Genomic DNA, 16,747 nt, shown 5'->3' with positions numbered 1-16,747 from the left:
GGTGGCCTATAGTTCAGGCCGATCTGGGGTTGGGGGCTGGCCGAGGCATGAGGGGTAATTTCTTTCGGGAAGCCGAACTCGCTTTGCTCAGACAGTCGTTTCCCTGCAGAAATTACCCCTCATACCCCGGCCGACCGAACTTTTGGGTCAGCCCGCCTTTTTTTCTTGAGTTAGACCAACTGGTGTTCTTCTCCTTTGTAATAAGCCTCCACTCTTGGGTTCATTACCCGCCGCCAGAGTGGGGGGAACATGGCCAGGACGATCATTGCGGAGTAGCCGGCTGGTAGTTGGGGCGCTACGTCGTGGTGGCGGAGGATCTGGTAGCGGCGTTTGGCCCAGGCGTGGTGGTCGCTGTGGCGTTGGAGGTGGAACAGGAAGACGTTGGTCAGGAAGTAGTTGCTGTTCCAGCTGTGTTCGGGGCCGGTGCGTTCGTAGCGGCCGTTTTCGAGTTTTCTGCGGTGCAAACCGTAGTGTTCGAGGTAGTTGACGATTTCCAGCAGGGTGAAGGCGATGAAGCTCTGCCCCAAAAAGAAGGCGGCGCCGAGCCAGCCGAAGGCGATGGTGAAGGCGGCCAGTACCAGGGCGCTGAGGCTGTACCACCAGATCAGTTCGTTGTGCCAGCTGAGGGCTTTGTGGCCTTTGCGTTGGAGGCGTTCGGCTTCCAGTTTCCAGGCGTTGAGGAAGTTGCGTACGTAGGCCTGGGGCAGGAAGTTGTAGAGGGACTGGTTGTACCGGGATGAGGAGGCGTCTTCCGGGGTGGAGACGTGGACGTGGTGGCCGCGTAGGTGTTCGACTTTGAAGCCGGCGTAGCAGACCAGTGACAGCAGGAAGCCGCCAGCCCGGGTTTCGAGTTTGTCGTCTTTGTGGATGAGTTCGTGGGCGACGTTGATGCCGAGGCCGCCGACGATGCCGATGGAGACGATCCAGCCAATGCTTCCTATCAGGCTGAATGTGCCGGAAGCCAGTTCCAGCATGCTCCAGACCAATAAGGCTGCGAAACCGGCGACCCAGCCCAGTGTGATGGCTTTGTAGAAACGCTCGCCGACCATTCTTGGCACGTCGGTTTCTTCATCCGGGTTCAGGGAATCCTTGCCGAGCAGCATGTCCAGCACCGGAATGATCCCGAAGACGACGACGGAGACGCCCCAGGAAAACAGGTTTACCAGATCAGTGGCGTGGCCGGCGGCCAGCAGCAGAGGGGGCAGCACCAGCGGCACCATGGCGATCAGGTAGCTGTACTTCTTGAGGGTAAGCAATATTCGCCGGCGAGTGGCCTCGCGATTTACCGATAACTGCGTCGTGCTCATTGGGTTATCTCCATCAAATGCTTGTTGGTGAAACTCTGATCACCTGTTGTTTCGTGCATTATTGTCCTACAATACATCAGTCGTCAACCGATGGACGGGAGTTTTTTGACAAATGTCAGGAAGCCTCGGCGGATCAAGGCGTTGTGACTGTCAGACTCAGAGGCTGTGATAAACTCATGCGCACTCATCCCCACGCCGGCCGGCTTACCGCAGCAGCCGACCGGTTTTTACGACCTGTTCAGAGAGCCTTTATGGATTTTCAGGTGCCCAACACTCTGGCCGAGCAGATTGCCAATTACCTGGCCGAGCGGATCATGAACGGGCAGATTCGCCCCGGTGACCGGATTCAGGAGGCGACCCTGGCCGGTGAATTGAAGGTCAGTCGTGCCTCGGTGAAGGAAGCCCTGTACACCCTGGAGCGCTGGCATCTGGTGGAGATCACGCCCCGCAAGGGTGCTTCGGCAACCCGGCTGGACGCGGCCCATGCGTCCGAGCTTTACGATGTCTACATGCATTTGCTGATGATGATGGCGGTGCGTTTATGCGAGCGCTGGCAGGAGAAGGATAAGCCTCTGGTGCTTGGGGCGGTGAGCAAGGCTGTTGAAAAGATCAACGAGGGTTCTGCCGACATCTCCGGGGTGGTTGAGGCGAGTTTTGATGTGATGGATGCCTGTTGTGAGGTGGTGGGGAATCCTTATCTCACGGAGGCTTTGTCGAATTTCAAGCCAGCGGTCAGTCGGGCCTATTATCTGAGCGCGGATCGGTATCGGCGGGATCTGGCGCAGACCAGTGAGTTTTTTGCCAATCTGCCACAGGCGGTGCTGGCGCGGGATTCTGATAAGGCGCAGGCGTTGATTCGGGAGTTTGCGGAGCACCAGAAGTCTCTCATTCAGCAGGCTTTGGCTTCCTAGGCCAAGAACATTTGGTGCTAGCGGAGGAGATGGTCGGGCTTTCCAAAACACGCTGTAAATACCTCCCTGTACGCTCGGTCGCGCCATCCCTGGCGCTCCACGGTTTTGGAAAGCCCGACCATCCCCTCCTCCCTCACCTTTTCGATGCCTCGATTGTGACAGAGAGCACGGATCTAGAAGGTTTCGCCCTCTATCGTAACAGTCTGTAACAAACCAAAGTTCTTGCTGCATAGGTTGTGCTGTCCCCCTGCGGCCCGGAAGCCCTGTTTGAGCTTCCTGAAAAACATCAAAAAAATGGATCCGGGGCGCCATGACTTCCATTTCCTTCTCAACGTTCTCCAAATCAAATTGCAACTTGCAATTGTTCCGAGCCACCACAGCGTTGGTATTGGGTTTTGGTGTCGCCCTACCCGCAACAGCGGATTTCAGGCCGCTGGGCGATGCCGCCATGGCGAGCGTAACCGGTCAGGCGGGTGTCACAATTGAGATGGCAACGAAGATCAGCATTGGTCAGCTGACTTATCAGGATGAAGGACGATTGAATGTGGACAACATACGACTGTCCGGTCAGAACGATACGATGTTGGACAACATGAAGCTGACCATTGATATTGCCGGTCAGAATGAGGTGCTGGATTTCGGGTTTTCGGAGATTGCCCGTCGTGCAGATGCCGGGACGCTGAACCCGAATGATCCCGACGTAGCGGATGCACTTTCTGCCTACAAACAAGCCAATGGCGCGTTTGGCAAGCAGTTCAATGACGGCGATTTGGTGATGCACCTCGGGGCCATCGATTACGGTGATCCCTCCAGCCTTGCCAATTTCCGGGACGCGGTAGATTTCGAGTTGGCGATAGACAGCATTGCGTTGAGCAAGTCTGACGGCAGCGCACCTACCACGACGATGTTTTCGGATATTCTGCTGCAGGGAAACCTTGGGCCGACTGACCTGGTGATTCGCAACTCAGGCAGCAACCGCACGCTTTCAAACGGTAATGTAGTGTCCGAGTCGGAACTGCAGCTCGACAGCCATTTTGAGATCACCAACGGCAGGCTGAATTGGGATGTGGCCGATGTAATTCTGATCTTCAATCTCGCTGCCATCGGTATCGAGGATCTACAGATTCACAACCGCCGGGGCGACGACACTTTGGGGCATTTCGGGATGGCCAACGTCAGTGCCAAGCTGTCCAAAGGAACAAGCGCCGCAACCGGGGTGGAAGGATTATCCATCCATGATGTGGAGTTCAGAGCCGATATTGATATGCCTGTGTTCCGGGTTGGCGACAACAGCATCGGCGGCGTTTATTTCACCGACTTTGCCATCACCAACACCACCATGATGGTGTATGGCCACTAGCCGGACACTGGACACCCACCACACCCTACCCTGTAAACTGCCCGTCTCACTCTGACGGGCAGCCCATGACTCACTCCACGGACATCGACTATTCGAAACGCGCCTCTGGAAAAAGGCTGGCGATGTTCAGCCTGTTGTTTGTGGCGCTTACCGCTGCCGGGCTGTATGCCGTTTACGAACTGTTTGCCGAACGCACCCTTACTTTTGATGCCAGGCTGATCGCTCCGGGGACCCTTTTATCGGTGGCTGGCCTGTTGCTGGTTTATTTCATCTCCGATGGCCTTCGGCTTTATTTTACCCTTCGTGCTCTGGGGCATCGGCTGCCGCTGCCGGCGATGTTCCGGCTGGTATTTATCAATCTGTTTTTCTCCAACATCACACCGATGGCCACCGGCGGCGGTTTCGCACAGATCTGGTTCCTTAGCCAACATGGCGTTCCGGTTGGCAGGGCCACGGCAGCCACAACGATCCGAACGGTACTGGCGGTATTGTTCATTTTCTCGCTCACGCCGGTATTTCTGCTCACGCTCAAGCCCCTGGACGGCAACTCAATTGTCGGTGATATCGGCACCGCGCTGGCGCTTCTGATCGTTCTATACCTTGGCTTTTTCCTGGTGCTTTTGTTCCGGACCCGATGGCTGATCGGCCCGTTGACCCGACTGTTGAAAGCCGCGCGTCGGCTTCACCTGATCAGCGAACGCCGCCACCGACGCTGGCAGTTTAAGGCGCGCAGGGAGATGCTGCGGCTTTCCCGGAGTTTTGGTGATTACCTACGCGGCGCGCCAGTGTTCGTGTGGCTGTCGATTCTCTTCACTGCGGTATTTCTGCTCAGCCTGTTTAGCTTCCCAGCCCTGCTGATGCACAGCCTGGACTACAGTGTGGATTATGTGGTGTCGGTGGGGCTGCTGGTCGTCACCACGTTCGTTATGTATTTCTCGCCCACGCCGGGGGCTTCCGGTATTTCCGAAGGTGTTTTCGGAAGTTTCTTCCGGGATATCCTTTCGGGTAACCACTTGATACTGGTCATCGTCTGCTGGCGCCTGCTCACCATCTACCTGGGCATGATCATCGGGCTGGTGGTGCTGCAGAAGGAACTTGTCGCCAATCGCAGGAGAGCCGGATGATTTTCCGCAACCCCCTCAAGCTTCTGTTCTACCTCTGCCTGCTGGTGGTGTTTCTGCTGGTGGGCTACAAGACCTATCTGAACCTGTTCACAGAGGATTTCGAGGGGATCCATACCGAGCAGGTGGAGCGGATCTATCGTGAGCTTGACCCCGGTGAATCATTCAGCTTTGCGGTGGTGGGTAACATCAACAACTCGGTGGGGGTTTTCGAGGACCGCATCATTCCGGAGCTGAACCGTTCCGGGCTCGATTTTCTGGTCTCGGCGGGTAATGCAGTCAGCGGCGGTGGAGAAGACAAGTACCGTGCCCTCTACGGCACTCTGGGTCATCTGGAGATTCCCTACCTGCTGACCTTCGGCGCCCACGAGTTTGAGGATTTTGGCAGTTTCCGTTTCTACGATCACTTCGGCCCGCACTTCTTCAGCATAGAGGCAGGCGCCGCCCGGTTGATTTTCCTCGACAGCACCGGGAAAACCCCCTGGCGCTGGCAGATCCGCTGGCTGAAGGATCTGCTGGCCCAGGACAACTCAAAGGCCCGAATTCTGTTCATAGGGCATCCTCCCCTGCACCCGGACGAGAACGCTCCGTTCGATCAGAAGGATGATTACCTGGCGCCGCCCGAGTTTCGGGACGCACTGCTCCAGACAATCGAGGAGCATGATGTTGACCGGGTGTTTTCCTCCAACCTGTCGCTCTATTCCGAAAAGACGGTCGGAGACACCACGTTTGTTACCACGGGCGGTGCCGGTGGCCTGGTCATGAACAACGACACCAGTTTCTATCACTATGTGCGGGTGAATGTGGGCGCCGGTGGCGAGGTAAGCCACAGCCTGCAGCGCCTCGAAGTAGGCCAGCACCCGATTCTGAAGCGGCTGGAGAGTCTCTGGTTCTTTATTTACTCCCTGTTCTACACCGGCTACCTCAATTTCATTCTGATTGTCGCCGTGTTTGCGGCCATTGCTATAAAACTCTACGGAGCCATTTTCATCGGCAAGGATTATTACCCGGACTACGATCTGGACCCGGCCCCCTGGCTCGAGAAGCCGATGCGGGTGGCGATGTTTACCAACAACTACCTGCCCTTTATTGGCGGCGTGCCGATTTCCATCGAACGCCTGCGTCGGGGTCTGGAAGCCCTTGGCGATAAACTGCTGATAGTGGCGCCCCGTTACAAGGGACAGCCTGAGGCCGAACCCCACGTACTTCGGGTGCCCTCACTTCTGGCCATGGGAGAAAAGCGGGAATTCAGGTTGGCCAATATTTTCCTGAGCCGGATCCGCAAGCGAGTGCGGGCTTTCAAGCCGGATATTATCCATCTGCATCATCCGTTCTGGCTGGGGTCGCTGGGTCTGTTCGTGGCGCGTACCCTGAGTATACCGGCCATCTATACCTACCATACCCGGCTGGAGCACTATGCCCACTTTGTGCCACTTCCGGGCATGCTGTTCCGGAACCTGATCTCCCACGCCCTGATCAAGCGGTTTGCCAACAAGTGCGACGGCGTGATCGTGCCAACCTACTCGACCGAGGAATACCTGCGGATGATTGGGGTGAAAACGCCGACGTTCGTGCAGCCAACCGGCATCGAATACCACAAATTCCAGGACGTTCAGCAGGAAGACATCAAGAAGCTCCGTGACAGGCTGGAACTGAAAGACGAAAAAGTGTTCGTCAGCGTTTCCCGGCTCTCCAATGAGAAGAATATCGACTTCATGATCGAGGCCATTGATGCTCTCAGGCGGGAAACCGATGTGCCCTTCCGGTTCCTGATGATCGGCGATGGCCACCAGAAAGACCGGCTGCAGAGGAAGATTGAAGACCTCGGGCTCAAACAACACTTCACCCTCGTCGGCGCCGTTCCGCCGGACGAAATGGCCATCTGGTATCGGCTTGGCGATGCCTTCCTGTTTGCCTCGATATCCGAAACCCAGGGCATGGTCATTCTTGAGGCCATGGCCGCCGGCTTGCCGGTAGTCGCGGTTCGATCCAGCGGTATCGAGGACGTGGTTCGGCACGGGTTCAACGGATTCAAAACGCCGGAGAAACAGGACCAGTGGCGGGCGCAGGTGAAAAAACTGCTGGAGGACGACGAACTGCGCGAGAAGCTCTCCTCCCAGGCCCTGGAGTTTGCCGGCGATTATTCGGTAGAGCAGTTTGCCAGTGACGTTCGCACCATCTACGCCACCACCCTGGCCATGTACGACAAGAAGCGAAAAGGATCGGTGCTTCGACCCGAGTAAGTAGGGTTACGGTTTTCCTGGCGGAGCTGATCGGGCTAGACTCAATTCACGTATTATAAAGACAGTTTTCACCCTCGGACCGACCTGATGAATGGAGAGTAACGTGAGCGGTATCCCTGTCGGAATCAGCACCTGCCTGCTGGGAAAGGAAGTTCGCCATGACGGCGGCCATAAACATTCCCGTTACTGCACCCAGGTGCTTTCAAAGCATTTTGATTTCCGCTCCATCTGCCCTGAACTGGAAGCGGGCCTGGGCGTTCCACGCCCTGCCATCCACCTGCGCGAGTACAGTGACGGCCTGCGCCTGATCGAAACCAAGGGGGCTGCGGACCATACCGATGCCATGCAGGGCTTTATCGACCAGGTCATGCCCACCCTGGCTGACCTGCGCGGCTACATCCTGATGGCCAAGTCCCCGAGCTGCGGCATGGAGCGGATCAAGGTCCACAATGAGGATGGCAATGTCATCCGCCGCGATGGCCGGGGCATGTTCGCCGAGGCGCTGCTGAAGGCTTATCCGCTGATGCCGGTGGAGGAAGAAGGACGTCTCAATGACGACATGATCCGGGAAAACTTCATTGAGCGTGTATTTGCCTACGACGACTGGATGCAGAACGTGGCCGGCGACAAGCTTTCCGCTCAGGCGCTGATCGAGTTTCATACCCGCCACAAGTTTCAGCTTCTTGCCCACTCGGAGCGAATCTACCGCCAGCTCGGCCCCATGCTGGGGGACCTGAAATCCGAACCGCTGGCAGACATTGCAGAGCGCTATATCCACTTGTTCATGGAGGCCATGAGCAAGAAGGTGAGCCGGGGTTCACACATGAACGCCATGCAGCACCTGATGGGCTACCTGAGGGATTCCATGGGTGATGAAGACCGCAAGGTACTGATGGAGCAGATGGAGGCATACCGCCGTGGGGAAGTGCCGCTGGTGGTGCCGATGACCCTGCTGCGCATGGCTCAGCGCAGGGAGCCGGTGGACTACTTGCATGCCCAGCAGTATCTGACGCCATACCCGGATGAGCTGGGCCTCAGAAACAACGTTTGATGCTGAAGATGGGGTCAGATGAACACGTCATCTGACCCGGATTTCACGTCCTCAGAAACCATAGATAAGCGAAAGCGACGTTTCCGTGTCGGTGTCTTCGGAGCCTGCGGGCGGATCCGACAGGTGCTTGACCCGGAACGCAGCCTTCATGGAGAGGTTTCCCACCACATTCGCCTGCAGTGACGTTTCCGACTCGGTGACCGTGTTGTTCTCATCCAGTCCGATTTCAGTACTCAGCTTCTGACGGAACAGTGAGTTCTCCGACAGCGCATAATCAAACTGGCCTGCCAGGCGGGCGATCGCCTCTTCTTCGGCATCCTCGCCCTGGGCATTCACCGTTTCCAGTTTGTTGTAGCGATAACCGCCACCGACAGAGAGATCCAGGAAGGAACGCTCGCCGGATGTCCACACACGGTGTCCATAACCCGTCGTCACTGAAGATTCGAAGTCGTAGCCAGAGAAACGGTCGTCCTCGTAGGAGCCCCGAAGGAACCAGTACTGGTTCTCTGCAAACTTGTAGTCAGTTTCCAGGGCGGCCAGATACTTCTCGGCTGTGGTTTCGTCGTCGGTCTCGGAATAATTGGTCCGAAACTCACCCGTGTTGCGCCAGGTTTCGACTTCATGGATCAGCCCCAGGCGCCCCTTGATGTTGGTCTCTTCGGTATTGCCCGAGGTGATCAACACACCCAGCTCGGTTTCGCCCTTCCAGTTGTCTGCCTCCTGCGCACTGGCAAAGGGCGCGATAACAACTGCGGTAATAGCTACGGTCTGTCGTAAATCCATGAAGTCTCCTTTCCGGGTTGGTCAGGCCCTCTCGGTGCTGCTCGCCCTTTCGCCCTCCAGGCTTTTGCGGGCCTGACGTTCTCTTTCAGCCTTTTTCCGGGCCTTGCGCTCGGCGATGATGCGCGCCGCTTCGCCGCCAACGTGGGCCTCACCTCGCTCCTCCGCCAGACGCATCTGGCGTTCACGCTCGGCAAACCGGGCCTTCTGCTCTTCGGTCAGCGAATCGATGCACTGGTGGCAGCTCACACCCTGCTCATACTCGGGACGCTGCTTGTCTTCCTCGGTGATCGGCCGGCGGCAGGCATGGCACTGGTCGTATTCTCCGCGCTCCAGCCGATGGTTGACCGTAACCCGGTCATCAAATACAAAGCACTCTCCGTGCCACAGGCTCTGCTCCTCGGACACTTCCTCGAGGTATTTCAGGATGCCACCCTTGAGGTGATAAACCTCCTCGAAACCCTGCTCCTTCAGATACGCGGTGGATTTCTCGCATCGAATACCGCCAGTGCAGAACATGGCCACCTTCTTGTGTTTCGAAGGATCCAGGTTCTGCTTCACGTATTCCGGGAACTCCCGGAAGGTATCGGTGGCCGGATTGACGGCATTTTTGAAGGTGCCGATTTCCACTTCGTACTGGTTGCGGGTATCAACCAACACAACCTCAGGATCGGAAATCAGATCATTCCATTCCTTTGGATCAACATACGTGCCGACAATCCGCTTCGGATCGATACCCTCCACACCCATGGTGACAATCTCTTTCTTGAGCTTCACTTTGGTGCGTTTGAACGGCTGGATGTCCACAAAGGACTCTTTGTAATCAATGCCGTCGAACCGCTCGTCGCTGGCGATCCAGGCTTTCACGGCATCAATGCCCTCTCGGCTGCCGGCAATGGTGCCGTTGATACCTTCCCGCGCCAGCAGCAGAGTGCCATGCACATCTTTCTCAAGCATAAGATCCAGCAGGGGCTGGCGGAGGGATTTGTAATCATTCAGAACTGCGAACTTGTACAGTGCGCAGACAACAACGTTGTTGCTCATCATTTTCTCCTGCGGGCCGGATCGTAAATCCGGAGCATGGTTTGGTAACTGTTAGAAAGTCTCGGAGGCCGGAGCCTGAGAGGGCGCAAATTTTAACCAACTCAGGCTCACGATCAAGTGCGGGGTTACCCTTGGAGCAAAGCGTCAGTCCGCCTCATTGGCCAGTTCACGCTCAACCACGGCAGAAAGTTGCCCCCAGCCCGGCCGTGTCAGGCGGATGTTATCCACCAGAACCGTGGGCGTGCTGGTTACCCGAAGCTGCATGGCCACCTGGCGGCTCTGCTCGACAGCTTCACGGTGCAACTCGGTAGTCATGCACCTGCGGAAGCGCCGTTCTTCCAGGCCCAGATCACCGGCGTAGCGAGAAAAGGTGGCAACCGGATCGTTCGAGCCGCTCCATTCGGTCTGGGAATCGTATAGGCGATCGTGCATGGCCCAGTAAGCGTCCTGATCGCCGGCACACCGGGCAGCCTGGGCCGCTGGCATGGCATTTTGATGCTGCTGCAACGGCAGATCAAAGTAGACGAAGCGAACCTTGCCCGCCTCCACATACTCTTCCTTCAACTTCTTGCTGGCTGAGGAGAAATTGCCACAGGCGGGGCACTGGTAATCGGCAAATTCACGTACCACCACGGGGGCATCCTCGGGGCCAAGAGAGACGCCGTACTGGTCCAGTTGGGCCGGGAAATCATCGGCATTGGGGGCGGCGACGGGCAGATCGTCAGAGGTCGGCTCGGGTGCGGCGGTCAGGAAAAAGACACCGAGGAGCACGGCGGCCAGAACCAGCAGACCAATACCGGCATACAGCGGCTTATTGGATTTTGCTTTTCGGGGAGGCGGTGCGCCGGTTTCCTTGCGACGTTTTGCTTCGCCCATGGAAGGACTCCTTATTCTGTTTATGGTTTCCGGAATTAATTAGCTCGCGACCGTTTTCAGATCGGGCCAGGCACGCTAAGATCCTTTATATCCTACAAAAGTTCCAACAAAAATTAAGGAATCCTCATGCCGTTGCCCGCGTCCCTGAAAGACTCGCTCTCACTGCCCCTGGTGGCCGCCCCCATGTTTCTGATCTCTGGCCCGGAACTGGCGCTTGCCTGCTGCAAGCAGGGCATTGTTGGCAGTTTTCCGGCATTGAACCAACGCACCAGCGAAGGCTTTGAAGACTGGCTCACCCAGATGAATGAGGAGTTGGATGCTTTTCGAAGCACGAATCCGGATGTAACAACTGCCCCTTATGCCGTGAACCTGATCGTGCACCGGACCAACCCCCGTTGGCAGGCAGACCTTGAGCTGTGCGTAAAACACAAGGTACCCATCATCATTACTTCCCTGGGTGCCGCCAGCCAGGTGGTGGAGGCGGTGCACAGTTACGGCGGCGTGGTGTTCCACGACGTGACCAACCAGAAGCATGCCCGCAAGGCTGCAGAAGCGGGTGTCGACGGCATCATCGCCGTGGCAGCGGGTGCCGGTGGCCATGCAGGCACCATCAACCCGTTCGTGCTGGTGCATGAAATCCGGGAAGTTTTTGATGGCACGATTCTGCTGGCTGGGGGGCTATCCCATGGTGAGGACCTGCTGGCGGCCCAGGCCCTGGGGGCGGACCTGGCCTATCTGGGCACCCGCTTTATCAACACCTTCGAATCTCAGGCCGACGAGGCCTACCGGAACATGATCATCGAGGCGGTATCTGGCGACATCATTCATACACCGGCAGTATCCGGTGTACCCGCCAGCTTCATGCGCCAGAGTCTGGAGGCGGCTGGCTTCCCCATGGACAAGCTGAACCAGGCCGGCGAGATCAACTACGGGGAAAAGCTGAAGCCCATTGATGATGAAGCCAAGGCCTGGAAAACCGTCTGGTCTGCCGGCCAGGGTGTCAGCCAGATCCACGATGTGCTCACCGTCCCGGACCTGGTGAGCCGCCTGGCCGACGAATACAGAAGCGCCCGGGAACGCCTGCTATCTTCAGGCACCTAAACCTGGAACTGCGAGGCTTTGTCCTTCAGCGAGGTCAGTGTCCGGGCAATCTGGCCGCTGGCCTCGTCGGAGCGCTCAATGGCTTCGACCGTCTGACGGGAAGAGCCGGCAATATCGCTCACGCTCACACTGACTTCACTGGCGTGCCGGCCCTGTTCTTCCGCCACGGATGAAATGGCCATGGCCCGATCCTGAAGGCTGCTGAGCAACTGGTTGATCCGATCGAAATGCTCATCGGCGCGACGGAACTCCGAGGAGGATTCCGCCACCTGGCCCGACACCTCGCCAATGGCGCTGACCGCCTGCCGGCTGCCCTGCTGAAGGCGCTCGATGATGGACTGGATCTCGGTTGTGGATTCCTGGGTGCGGCTCGCCAGGGTGCGGACCTCATCGGCCACCACGGCAAAGCCCCGGCCGGATTCCCCGGCGCGCGCGGCCTCAATAGCAGCGTTCAGAGCCAGCAAGTTGGTCTGCTCCGCGATGGCGCCGATGACCGACAGCACCGATCCGATCTCCTTGCTCTGGTGGTCCAACTGATTGACCGCGTCCACCGCCTGTTCAACGTTGCGCACCACCTGATCAAGCCGGTTTCGCACCTCCCGGGAAATGCCGGCGGTGGCCTCACTCTCGGAACTGACGTTGCTGACCGAGCCGGCGATATCCTGGATGTTTTCAGCCACCTCGGAAATACTCCGGGACATGGCATCCATGGTGCCGGACACCTCGGCCACCTCCTGCTCCTGACGATTCACGGCGGAGACCGCACTACGACTGATATCCCCCTGAGCCTGGGCCTGGCCAGCGGCCGATTCGGCCGACTCCTTGACGTCGGAAACCAGCTCCTGGATACGGGCAATGAACCGGTTTACACCCTGGGCCATTTCGGTGAGCTCATCCTTGCCTTTCATGGATACCCGGCGGGTAAGATCTGCCTCACCGTCGGCAATTCCCCAGATCGCCGAGCTTAGACGGAAGACCCGTGGCAGCAATCCGCCACCCAGGACCAATGCAACGAGCAGGATCAGAACCACCACAGAGCCGATTGCGAGCATGCTCAGGTTGGCCGAAAGGCTTGAGGCTTCGGCATTCAGCGCTTCCACAGTGCTCTGGATTCTGGAGCGGGTATCGGAGTCCATGCCCGCCAGCTGCTGCTGAAGGCGCTGGTTCACCTGCTCGGTTTCCGCCTCCAGGGTGTCGCGAAGAGCGTCTATGCTACCGGTAATCGTGGCACTGAATTCTTCTTCCAGGGCGGCCAGATCCCGGTTAATGCCTTCCAGGGACAAACCCAGCTTAAGCTGACCAATGGCCGACCCCTGGGGAGCAATATCAGCGGTAATGATGACAACGTTGGGGTCACGGCTTGCCGCATCGAGGACCCGATTTGCTGCACCACGACCTTCCCCCTGCTCCATTAAGGTGCGTACCCGATCATCGGTGCGATCCACATAGCGGGTCAGTCGCTCACCGTACTGGTCGTAGTAAACCGCGAAAAGAACCGATTCCCGGGCATCGGCCAGCTCCACCAGATCAGTCAGGCGGGGGACATCACGATCCCAGATCAGCGGAGCTGCGACCGCAGCCAGCACATCGGCCAGGCCCTGGGCTTCAGCCATAACAGCAGTTCGAACGTTGCCTGCAACGCGTTCCTGTTGGGCGGTTTGCTGGCGGGTGAGCTCGGCGGAGAGTTCTTCGGTGGTCTTCTGCCGCATGGTCTCCAGGCGGGTCCGGACATCCTCGCGGGTATCCCCAAACGAGGCGCTGACCTGCTTACTGCTCGCCTCAAGGGCTGACCCTGCGGTGTCGACCAGGCGCTCCACCTGACTGGAAATCAACCACTGGCTGACCAGAACCTGGACAAGACCGGCAACGACCAGAACTATAAATACCGGCCGCAGAAGGCGGCTTGAGATCAGCCGCCTGATAAAACTGAGTGACATACGGACTCCGCTAGCATGTGTACTTCATGCATCCTGCACAGTCGGCAACAGCGTCCCTGCTTGGCTTGTCCGTATGTATAGCAAAACCCGGGCCTGAATAGCGCGCTTTTATGTACGGGTTTTGTAGTTAATCGTCATCGTTTTCTTCGAGTTCAACTTCCTCTGCAACGAAGCCTGACGAAGTGTTGAAGTATTCGACTTCAAGGAACACCGGCTCTGCCCGCTCAAAGGCATCAACGATTTCCTGCCTGGCCGTGCTCTCGTTATCTCCATCGTACTCTGCGCCAAGATCACTCATGGTAATTCCGAGGATGGACAGCCCATTCGCCGACGGGTTCAAAGAGATAAACCGCAAACGTCCTTCCAACTCGAAGCTGCTAGCGTCTTTCCCCTCGCTCTCGACCTCAACCTTGAAAGCCTCAACATAAATGCTGTCCGGAGCGCCTCTCTCAATGCCCACGACTTCAACCTCAGTTCCGAAAGCAGTGAGTTGGGCAAAGTCAATTTCGCCGTCGTCTTCACGGGTCAGAATCGTCAGAGGTGTGACCTGGACCGTAACGCCGCCAACTTCGAAACGGCGGCTTGAAGGATCAACCGAATTCACATCAATCGAGCCCTTCACCTTGGAGTCGGGCTCCCGCAACTCAATTTCTTCGGCTTCCACCACACCATCACTGGTGAAGTTCCCCTCAACCTGGATCAGGAGGCCGGGTTGCAGACTGTCGAGTGTGAGGCCATCGTCGAGTTCAGTAGCGTTGATAATTCTGATCCTGAGCCCGCCCAGGGTTAACTCTCCAGGTCGTGGAGTGCCACCGTCTGCCACATAGCCAGTCTGGACAGTTCCAGTGAGCTCAATATCGTCTCCTGTTCCTCGCTGATAACGGCGGAAATCGTCCCTGTCGATACTGATGGCATTAATCTCATTTGGGACCACCAACTCTCCCTCGATCTCGAAAAATCCGCCCGCTTCAAGGTCAGCCTCTGTCAGGCCATCCGCAAAGACATTGTCGGAATAGGTAATCGTATAACCATTGCTCAGAATTTGATTGGTGCCTGCATAAAAATCTGCGTTCGATAGATCAACCTCAAGCTCAATATCCGTTTCGTCGCGAGTAACAGTTCCAACAAAGCTTGCACGATAACGCCCATCCGGCCCCCGGTAGGCACTTACTCGCAAAAAATCATCGTTGGTCAGATTTGTTAAAGTGGTGCCTCGGAACACAGTCTGGGTGGTGGCAAACAGCTCTTGGCCGTATATGGTGAAGCTTACCTGTTCATTGTTTAAGCTCAACGTCACATCCGACACCGCACCCCGGAATGTGTCGTCGTATTCAAGGCTCTCAGCGACGCCTTCACCGTTATCACGCCACTCGCCATCAACACGAAGAATCATGCCTTCACTGAGCTGAGTTTCGGTATCGATGCCATCATCGCTTGAAACAAATCCATTTAAATCTCTCGTATCAAACCTCACACCATTAACAAACACACTCCCGAACCCGGAAACCGGCCCAACACTGGAACCGGTGCCCCGGATCCCGCCATCGGCAACATCCAGGCCTCCGCCACTACCTCCCCCGCCACAGGCGGAAATCACCCCGAAGGCCACTGTGCCGGCGGCCAGCCCGATAACCCGATTGCGGATGTGCCGTTTCATAGCTTTTTCTCCCTGTCCGGCGTTCCCGGCCGGTGATCTTCAATAAACATCGTTATAACGCCTGCGAGGAATTTCGTCTTCATGCCTGAACACTTTGTTGATCCGTGACTCACCATGCAGGCGGGGCTGCGACGGCGCGTAAACGCTGCGTCTCAGCAAGAGGTAACCGTTATCCAGGGACTCAACCACGCCCTTACGAAGCAGTTCATTCAGCACCACTGTCGGTGCAAATTCCGGATTGGTTGCCCGCACCAGGTAGCTGAAAGAGTTTGGTGAACGATTGTCGGTCATCAGCATCACGGGGTGGTGATGCTCATCGAGAAACTCGTTGAAGCTGATCCAGGAGCGAATCACCTGCCTGGACGATGCGGAAAGTATTGTGCTTGCAAGCTCCGTTGGCTCCCAGCGACAAATCATGTTCGGCTGCCTCGTGAGACTCATAGCACTCAATCTCCTTTCGGCGCTTTCCCGGCGGGCTCTTCGAAGAAGAAGATGCTCACGCCGGTGCGGACCGGATCCCCGGATTCACTGCCAGATATTTGCCCCGAGATATCGCGATCATGAGGACCAAGCCATTTGTCCAGCTGTTCCAGCAATGCCTGGGACTGGGCAGCGGCATGCTTGCGCCAGCGCTCCATCACTTCCGGAGGTATGTTGTTGTAGGTCAGTGTTCTCTGGAACAGTGGTGGCTTTCCGGACTCATCACTGACCAGGTTGTGATCAATGGTCGCGATGAGGTCAGACACATCCTCGCCAAAAATCTGCAACATTTCCTCGCTGTCTCCAGCTGGCACATAAGCCCTTTGCTGCAGGTTCAATCGGCCCGATTCACCGTCTACTGACACCACGCCTACCCGAAGCAGTTCATCCAGCACGGCGCGGGGCGGCATATCACCGCTGTAGCGTTTGACCAGTTCACTGAAACTCCCGGGTCCGTCAAAAGACAGCATGGCGGGCTCTCCGTCTTCGGCCTGGAAACCAGAATCATGAACCCAACCTGAGACCACCCGGGACGCCCGGTTGGCATGAATGACATCTCGGCTCCCGGCATCTTCCCCTGCCAGGATTTCCCGTTGGCGTTTTACTTCCTTACGGGTCAGCCCGGTCATAACCGCAGCCCGTGAATCCGTGGGCTTTCGGCGGCCGTCGGCAAAGTCCTCCAGGGCAGCTTCCACGTAGGCACGTTTCACCAGCTCCGAGAACTCACCGAAGGGGATGCCGTTCCGCAAGAGCAACCTCGCCAGAGGGCGCAGAATGCGGAACAGCGCTTGATGCAGGGGGTTGGTCTTTTTCATGTTTGGGATTGTATTCCCATAGCGACTCCGAAAGCCAGGAGTCGGGCCGACAACCGTCTGGCCC

14 protein-coding genes are annotated in these 16,747 nt (G+C 57.2%); 6 read left to right on the top strand and 8 right to left on the bottom strand.

From position 1 onward, the window contains the following. Positions 1-170: 170 nt before the first annotated feature. Complete coding sequence (locus ABNF92_RS14810) at positions 171-1,307, bottom strand: alkane 1-monooxygenase (RefSeq protein WP_349342568.1); 1,137 nt, start codon at positions 1,305-1,307, stop codon at positions 171-173. A gap of 251 nt (positions 1,308-1,558) precedes the next feature. Here ABNF92_RS14810 and ABNF92_RS14805 point away from each other — a divergent pair, with 251 nt between their 5' ends. The 5 genes from ABNF92_RS14805 to ABNF92_RS14785 all read left to right on the top strand — a co-directional run bounded on the left by ABNF92_RS14805 (position 1,559) and on the right by ABNF92_RS14785 (position 7,993). Next, complete coding sequence (locus ABNF92_RS14805; protein WP_349342567.1) at positions 1,559-2,218, top strand: GntR family transcriptional regulator; 660 nt, start codon at positions 1,559-1,561, stop codon at positions 2,216-2,218. Between the two features lie 310 nt (positions 2,219-2,528). Continuing rightward, a complete protein-coding gene (locus ABNF92_RS14800) occupies positions 2,529-3,578 on the top strand; it encodes a DUF6160 family protein (RefSeq protein ID WP_349342566.1) in 1,050 nt (349 codons plus the stop codon). A 65-nt stretch (positions 3,579-3,643) separates the two neighbouring features. After that, positions 3,644-4,702: a lysylphosphatidylglycerol synthase transmembrane domain-containing protein gene (locus ABNF92_RS14795; RefSeq protein WP_349342565.1), complete on the top strand. Its 1,059-nt coding sequence runs from the start codon at positions 3,644-3,646 to the stop codon at positions 4,700-4,702. Then, positions 4,699-6,942: a glycosyltransferase gene (locus ABNF92_RS14790; protein WP_291906445.1), complete on the top strand. Its 2,244-nt coding sequence runs from the start codon at positions 4,699-4,701 to the stop codon at positions 6,940-6,942. Before ABNF92_RS14795 ends, ABNF92_RS14790 begins: the two co-directional genes overlap by 4 nt. Before the next feature lie 103 nt (positions 6,943-7,045). After that, entirely contained in the window at positions 7,046-7,993 is a 948-nt protein-coding gene (locus ABNF92_RS14785; protein ID WP_291906447.1) for a DUF523 and DUF1722 domain-containing protein, read from the top strand. 51 nt (positions 7,994-8,044) lie between these two features. Here the strand turns inward: ABNF92_RS14785 and ABNF92_RS14780 are convergent, their stop codons facing one another. From ABNF92_RS14780 to ABNF92_RS14770, 3 genes are all read right to left on the bottom strand, one after another. Next, positions 8,045-8,776, bottom strand: coding sequence for a DUF481 domain-containing protein (locus tag ABNF92_RS14780; RefSeq protein ID WP_291906449.1), 732 nt, complete (start codon positions 8,774-8,776; stop codon positions 8,045-8,047). Positions 8,777-8,797: 21 nt separating this feature from the next. Then, a complete protein-coding gene (locus tag ABNF92_RS14775; RefSeq protein ID WP_349342564.1) occupies positions 8,798-9,817 on the bottom strand; it encodes a rhodanese-related sulfurtransferase in 1,020 nt (339 codons plus the stop codon). Positions 9,818-9,961: 144 nt separating this feature from the next. Next, the gene (locus ABNF92_RS14770) at positions 9,962-10,693 is read right to left on the bottom strand and encodes a thioredoxin domain-containing protein (protein WP_349342563.1); all 732 of its coding nucleotides are present in this window, start codon (positions 10,691-10,693) and stop codon (positions 9,962-9,964) included. Between the two features lie 126 nt (positions 10,694-10,819). On the opposite strand from ABNF92_RS14770, the gene ABNF92_RS14765 reads away from it, so the two are divergent. Then, a complete protein-coding gene (locus tag ABNF92_RS14765) occupies positions 10,820-11,794 on the top strand; it encodes a nitronate monooxygenase family protein (RefSeq protein WP_349342562.1) in 975 nt (324 codons plus the stop codon). On the opposite strand, the gene ABNF92_RS14760 is transcribed toward ABNF92_RS14765, so the two are convergent. From ABNF92_RS14760 to ABNF92_RS14745, 4 genes are all read right to left on the bottom strand, one after another. Continuing rightward, positions 11,791-13,731 (bottom strand): methyl-accepting chemotaxis protein, encoded by a 1,941-nt coding sequence (locus ABNF92_RS14760; protein ID WP_349342561.1) that lies wholly within the window; start codon positions 13,729-13,731, stop codon positions 11,791-11,793. The two genes, ABNF92_RS14765 and ABNF92_RS14760, sit on opposite strands and share 4 nt — an antisense overlap. A gap of 127 nt (positions 13,732-13,858) precedes the next feature. Next, entirely contained in the window at positions 13,859-15,388 is a 1,530-nt protein-coding gene (locus tag ABNF92_RS14755; RefSeq protein ID WP_349342560.1) for a DUF5666 domain-containing protein, read from the bottom strand. A 39-nt stretch (positions 15,389-15,427) separates the two neighbouring features. After that, positions 15,428-15,829: a hypothetical protein gene (locus tag ABNF92_RS14750; protein ID WP_349342559.1), complete on the bottom strand. Its 402-nt coding sequence runs from the start codon at positions 15,827-15,829 to the stop codon at positions 15,428-15,430. 5 nt (positions 15,830-15,834) lie between these two features. After that, positions 15,835-16,683 carry a DUF6502 family protein gene (locus ABNF92_RS14745; RefSeq protein WP_349342558.1) on the bottom strand — a complete coding sequence of 283 codons (849 nt, stop codon included), beginning with the start codon at positions 16,681-16,683 and terminating at the stop codon, positions 15,835-15,837. Between the last annotated feature and the right edge of the window lie 64 nt (positions 16,684-16,747).

Origin of the sequence: Marinobacter sp. MMG032, assembly GCF_040112695.1 — a bacterium.
Taxonomy (GTDB): domain Bacteria; phylum Pseudomonadota; class Gammaproteobacteria; order Pseudomonadales; family Oleiphilaceae; genus Marinobacter; species Marinobacter salsuginis.
Note: the sequence above shows the minus strand (reverse complement) of the source record. Positions and strands in the feature narration are given on the sequence as shown.

Bases quoted from the DNA above. Each gene is read 5' to 3' on its own strand.
- ABNF92_RS14810 (WP_349342568.1), bottom strand. From the start codon at position 1,307: ATGAGCACGACGCAGTTATCGGTAAATCGCGAGGCCACTCGCCGGCGA.
- ABNF92_RS14805 (WP_349342567.1), top strand. From the start codon at position 1,559: ATGGATTTTCAGGTGCCCAACACTCTGGCCGAGCAGATTGCCAATTAC.
- ABNF92_RS14800 (WP_349342566.1), top strand. From the start codon at position 2,529: ATGACTTCCATTTCCTTCTCAACGTTCTCCAAATCAAATTGCAACTTG.
- ABNF92_RS14795 (WP_349342565.1), top strand. From the start codon at position 3,644: ATGACTCACTCCACGGACATCGACTATTCGAAACGCGCCTCTGGAAAA.
- ABNF92_RS14790 (WP_291906445.1), top strand. From the start codon at position 4,699: ATGATTTTCCGCAACCCCCTCAAGCTTCTGTTCTACCTCTGCCTGCTG.
- ABNF92_RS14780 (WP_291906449.1), bottom strand. From the start codon at position 8,776: ATGGATTTACGACAGACCGTAGCTATTACCGCAGTTGTTATCGCGCCC.
- ABNF92_RS14775 (WP_349342564.1), bottom strand. From the start codon at position 9,817: ATGAGCAACAACGTTGTTGTCTGCGCACTGTACAAGTTCGCAGTTCTG.
- ABNF92_RS14770 (WP_349342563.1), bottom strand. From the start codon at position 10,693: ATGGGCGAAGCAAAACGTCGCAAGGAAACCGGCGCACCGCCTCCCCGA.
- ABNF92_RS14765 (WP_349342562.1), top strand. From the start codon at position 10,820: ATGCCGTTGCCCGCGTCCCTGAAAGACTCGCTCTCACTGCCCCTGGTG.
- ABNF92_RS14760 (WP_349342561.1), bottom strand. From the start codon at position 13,731: ATGTCACTCAGTTTTATCAGGCGGCTGATCTCAAGCCGCCTTCTGCGG.
- ABNF92_RS14755 (WP_349342560.1), bottom strand. From the start codon at position 15,388: ATGAAACGGCACATCCGCAATCGGGTTATCGGGCTGGCCGCCGGCACA.
- ABNF92_RS14750 (WP_349342559.1), bottom strand. From the start codon at position 15,829: ATGAGTCTCACGAGGCAGCCGAACATGATTTGTCGCTGGGAGCCAACG.
- ABNF92_RS14745 (WP_349342558.1), bottom strand. From the start codon at position 16,683: ATGAAAAAGACCAACCCCCTGCATCAAGCGCTGTTCCGCATTCTGCGC.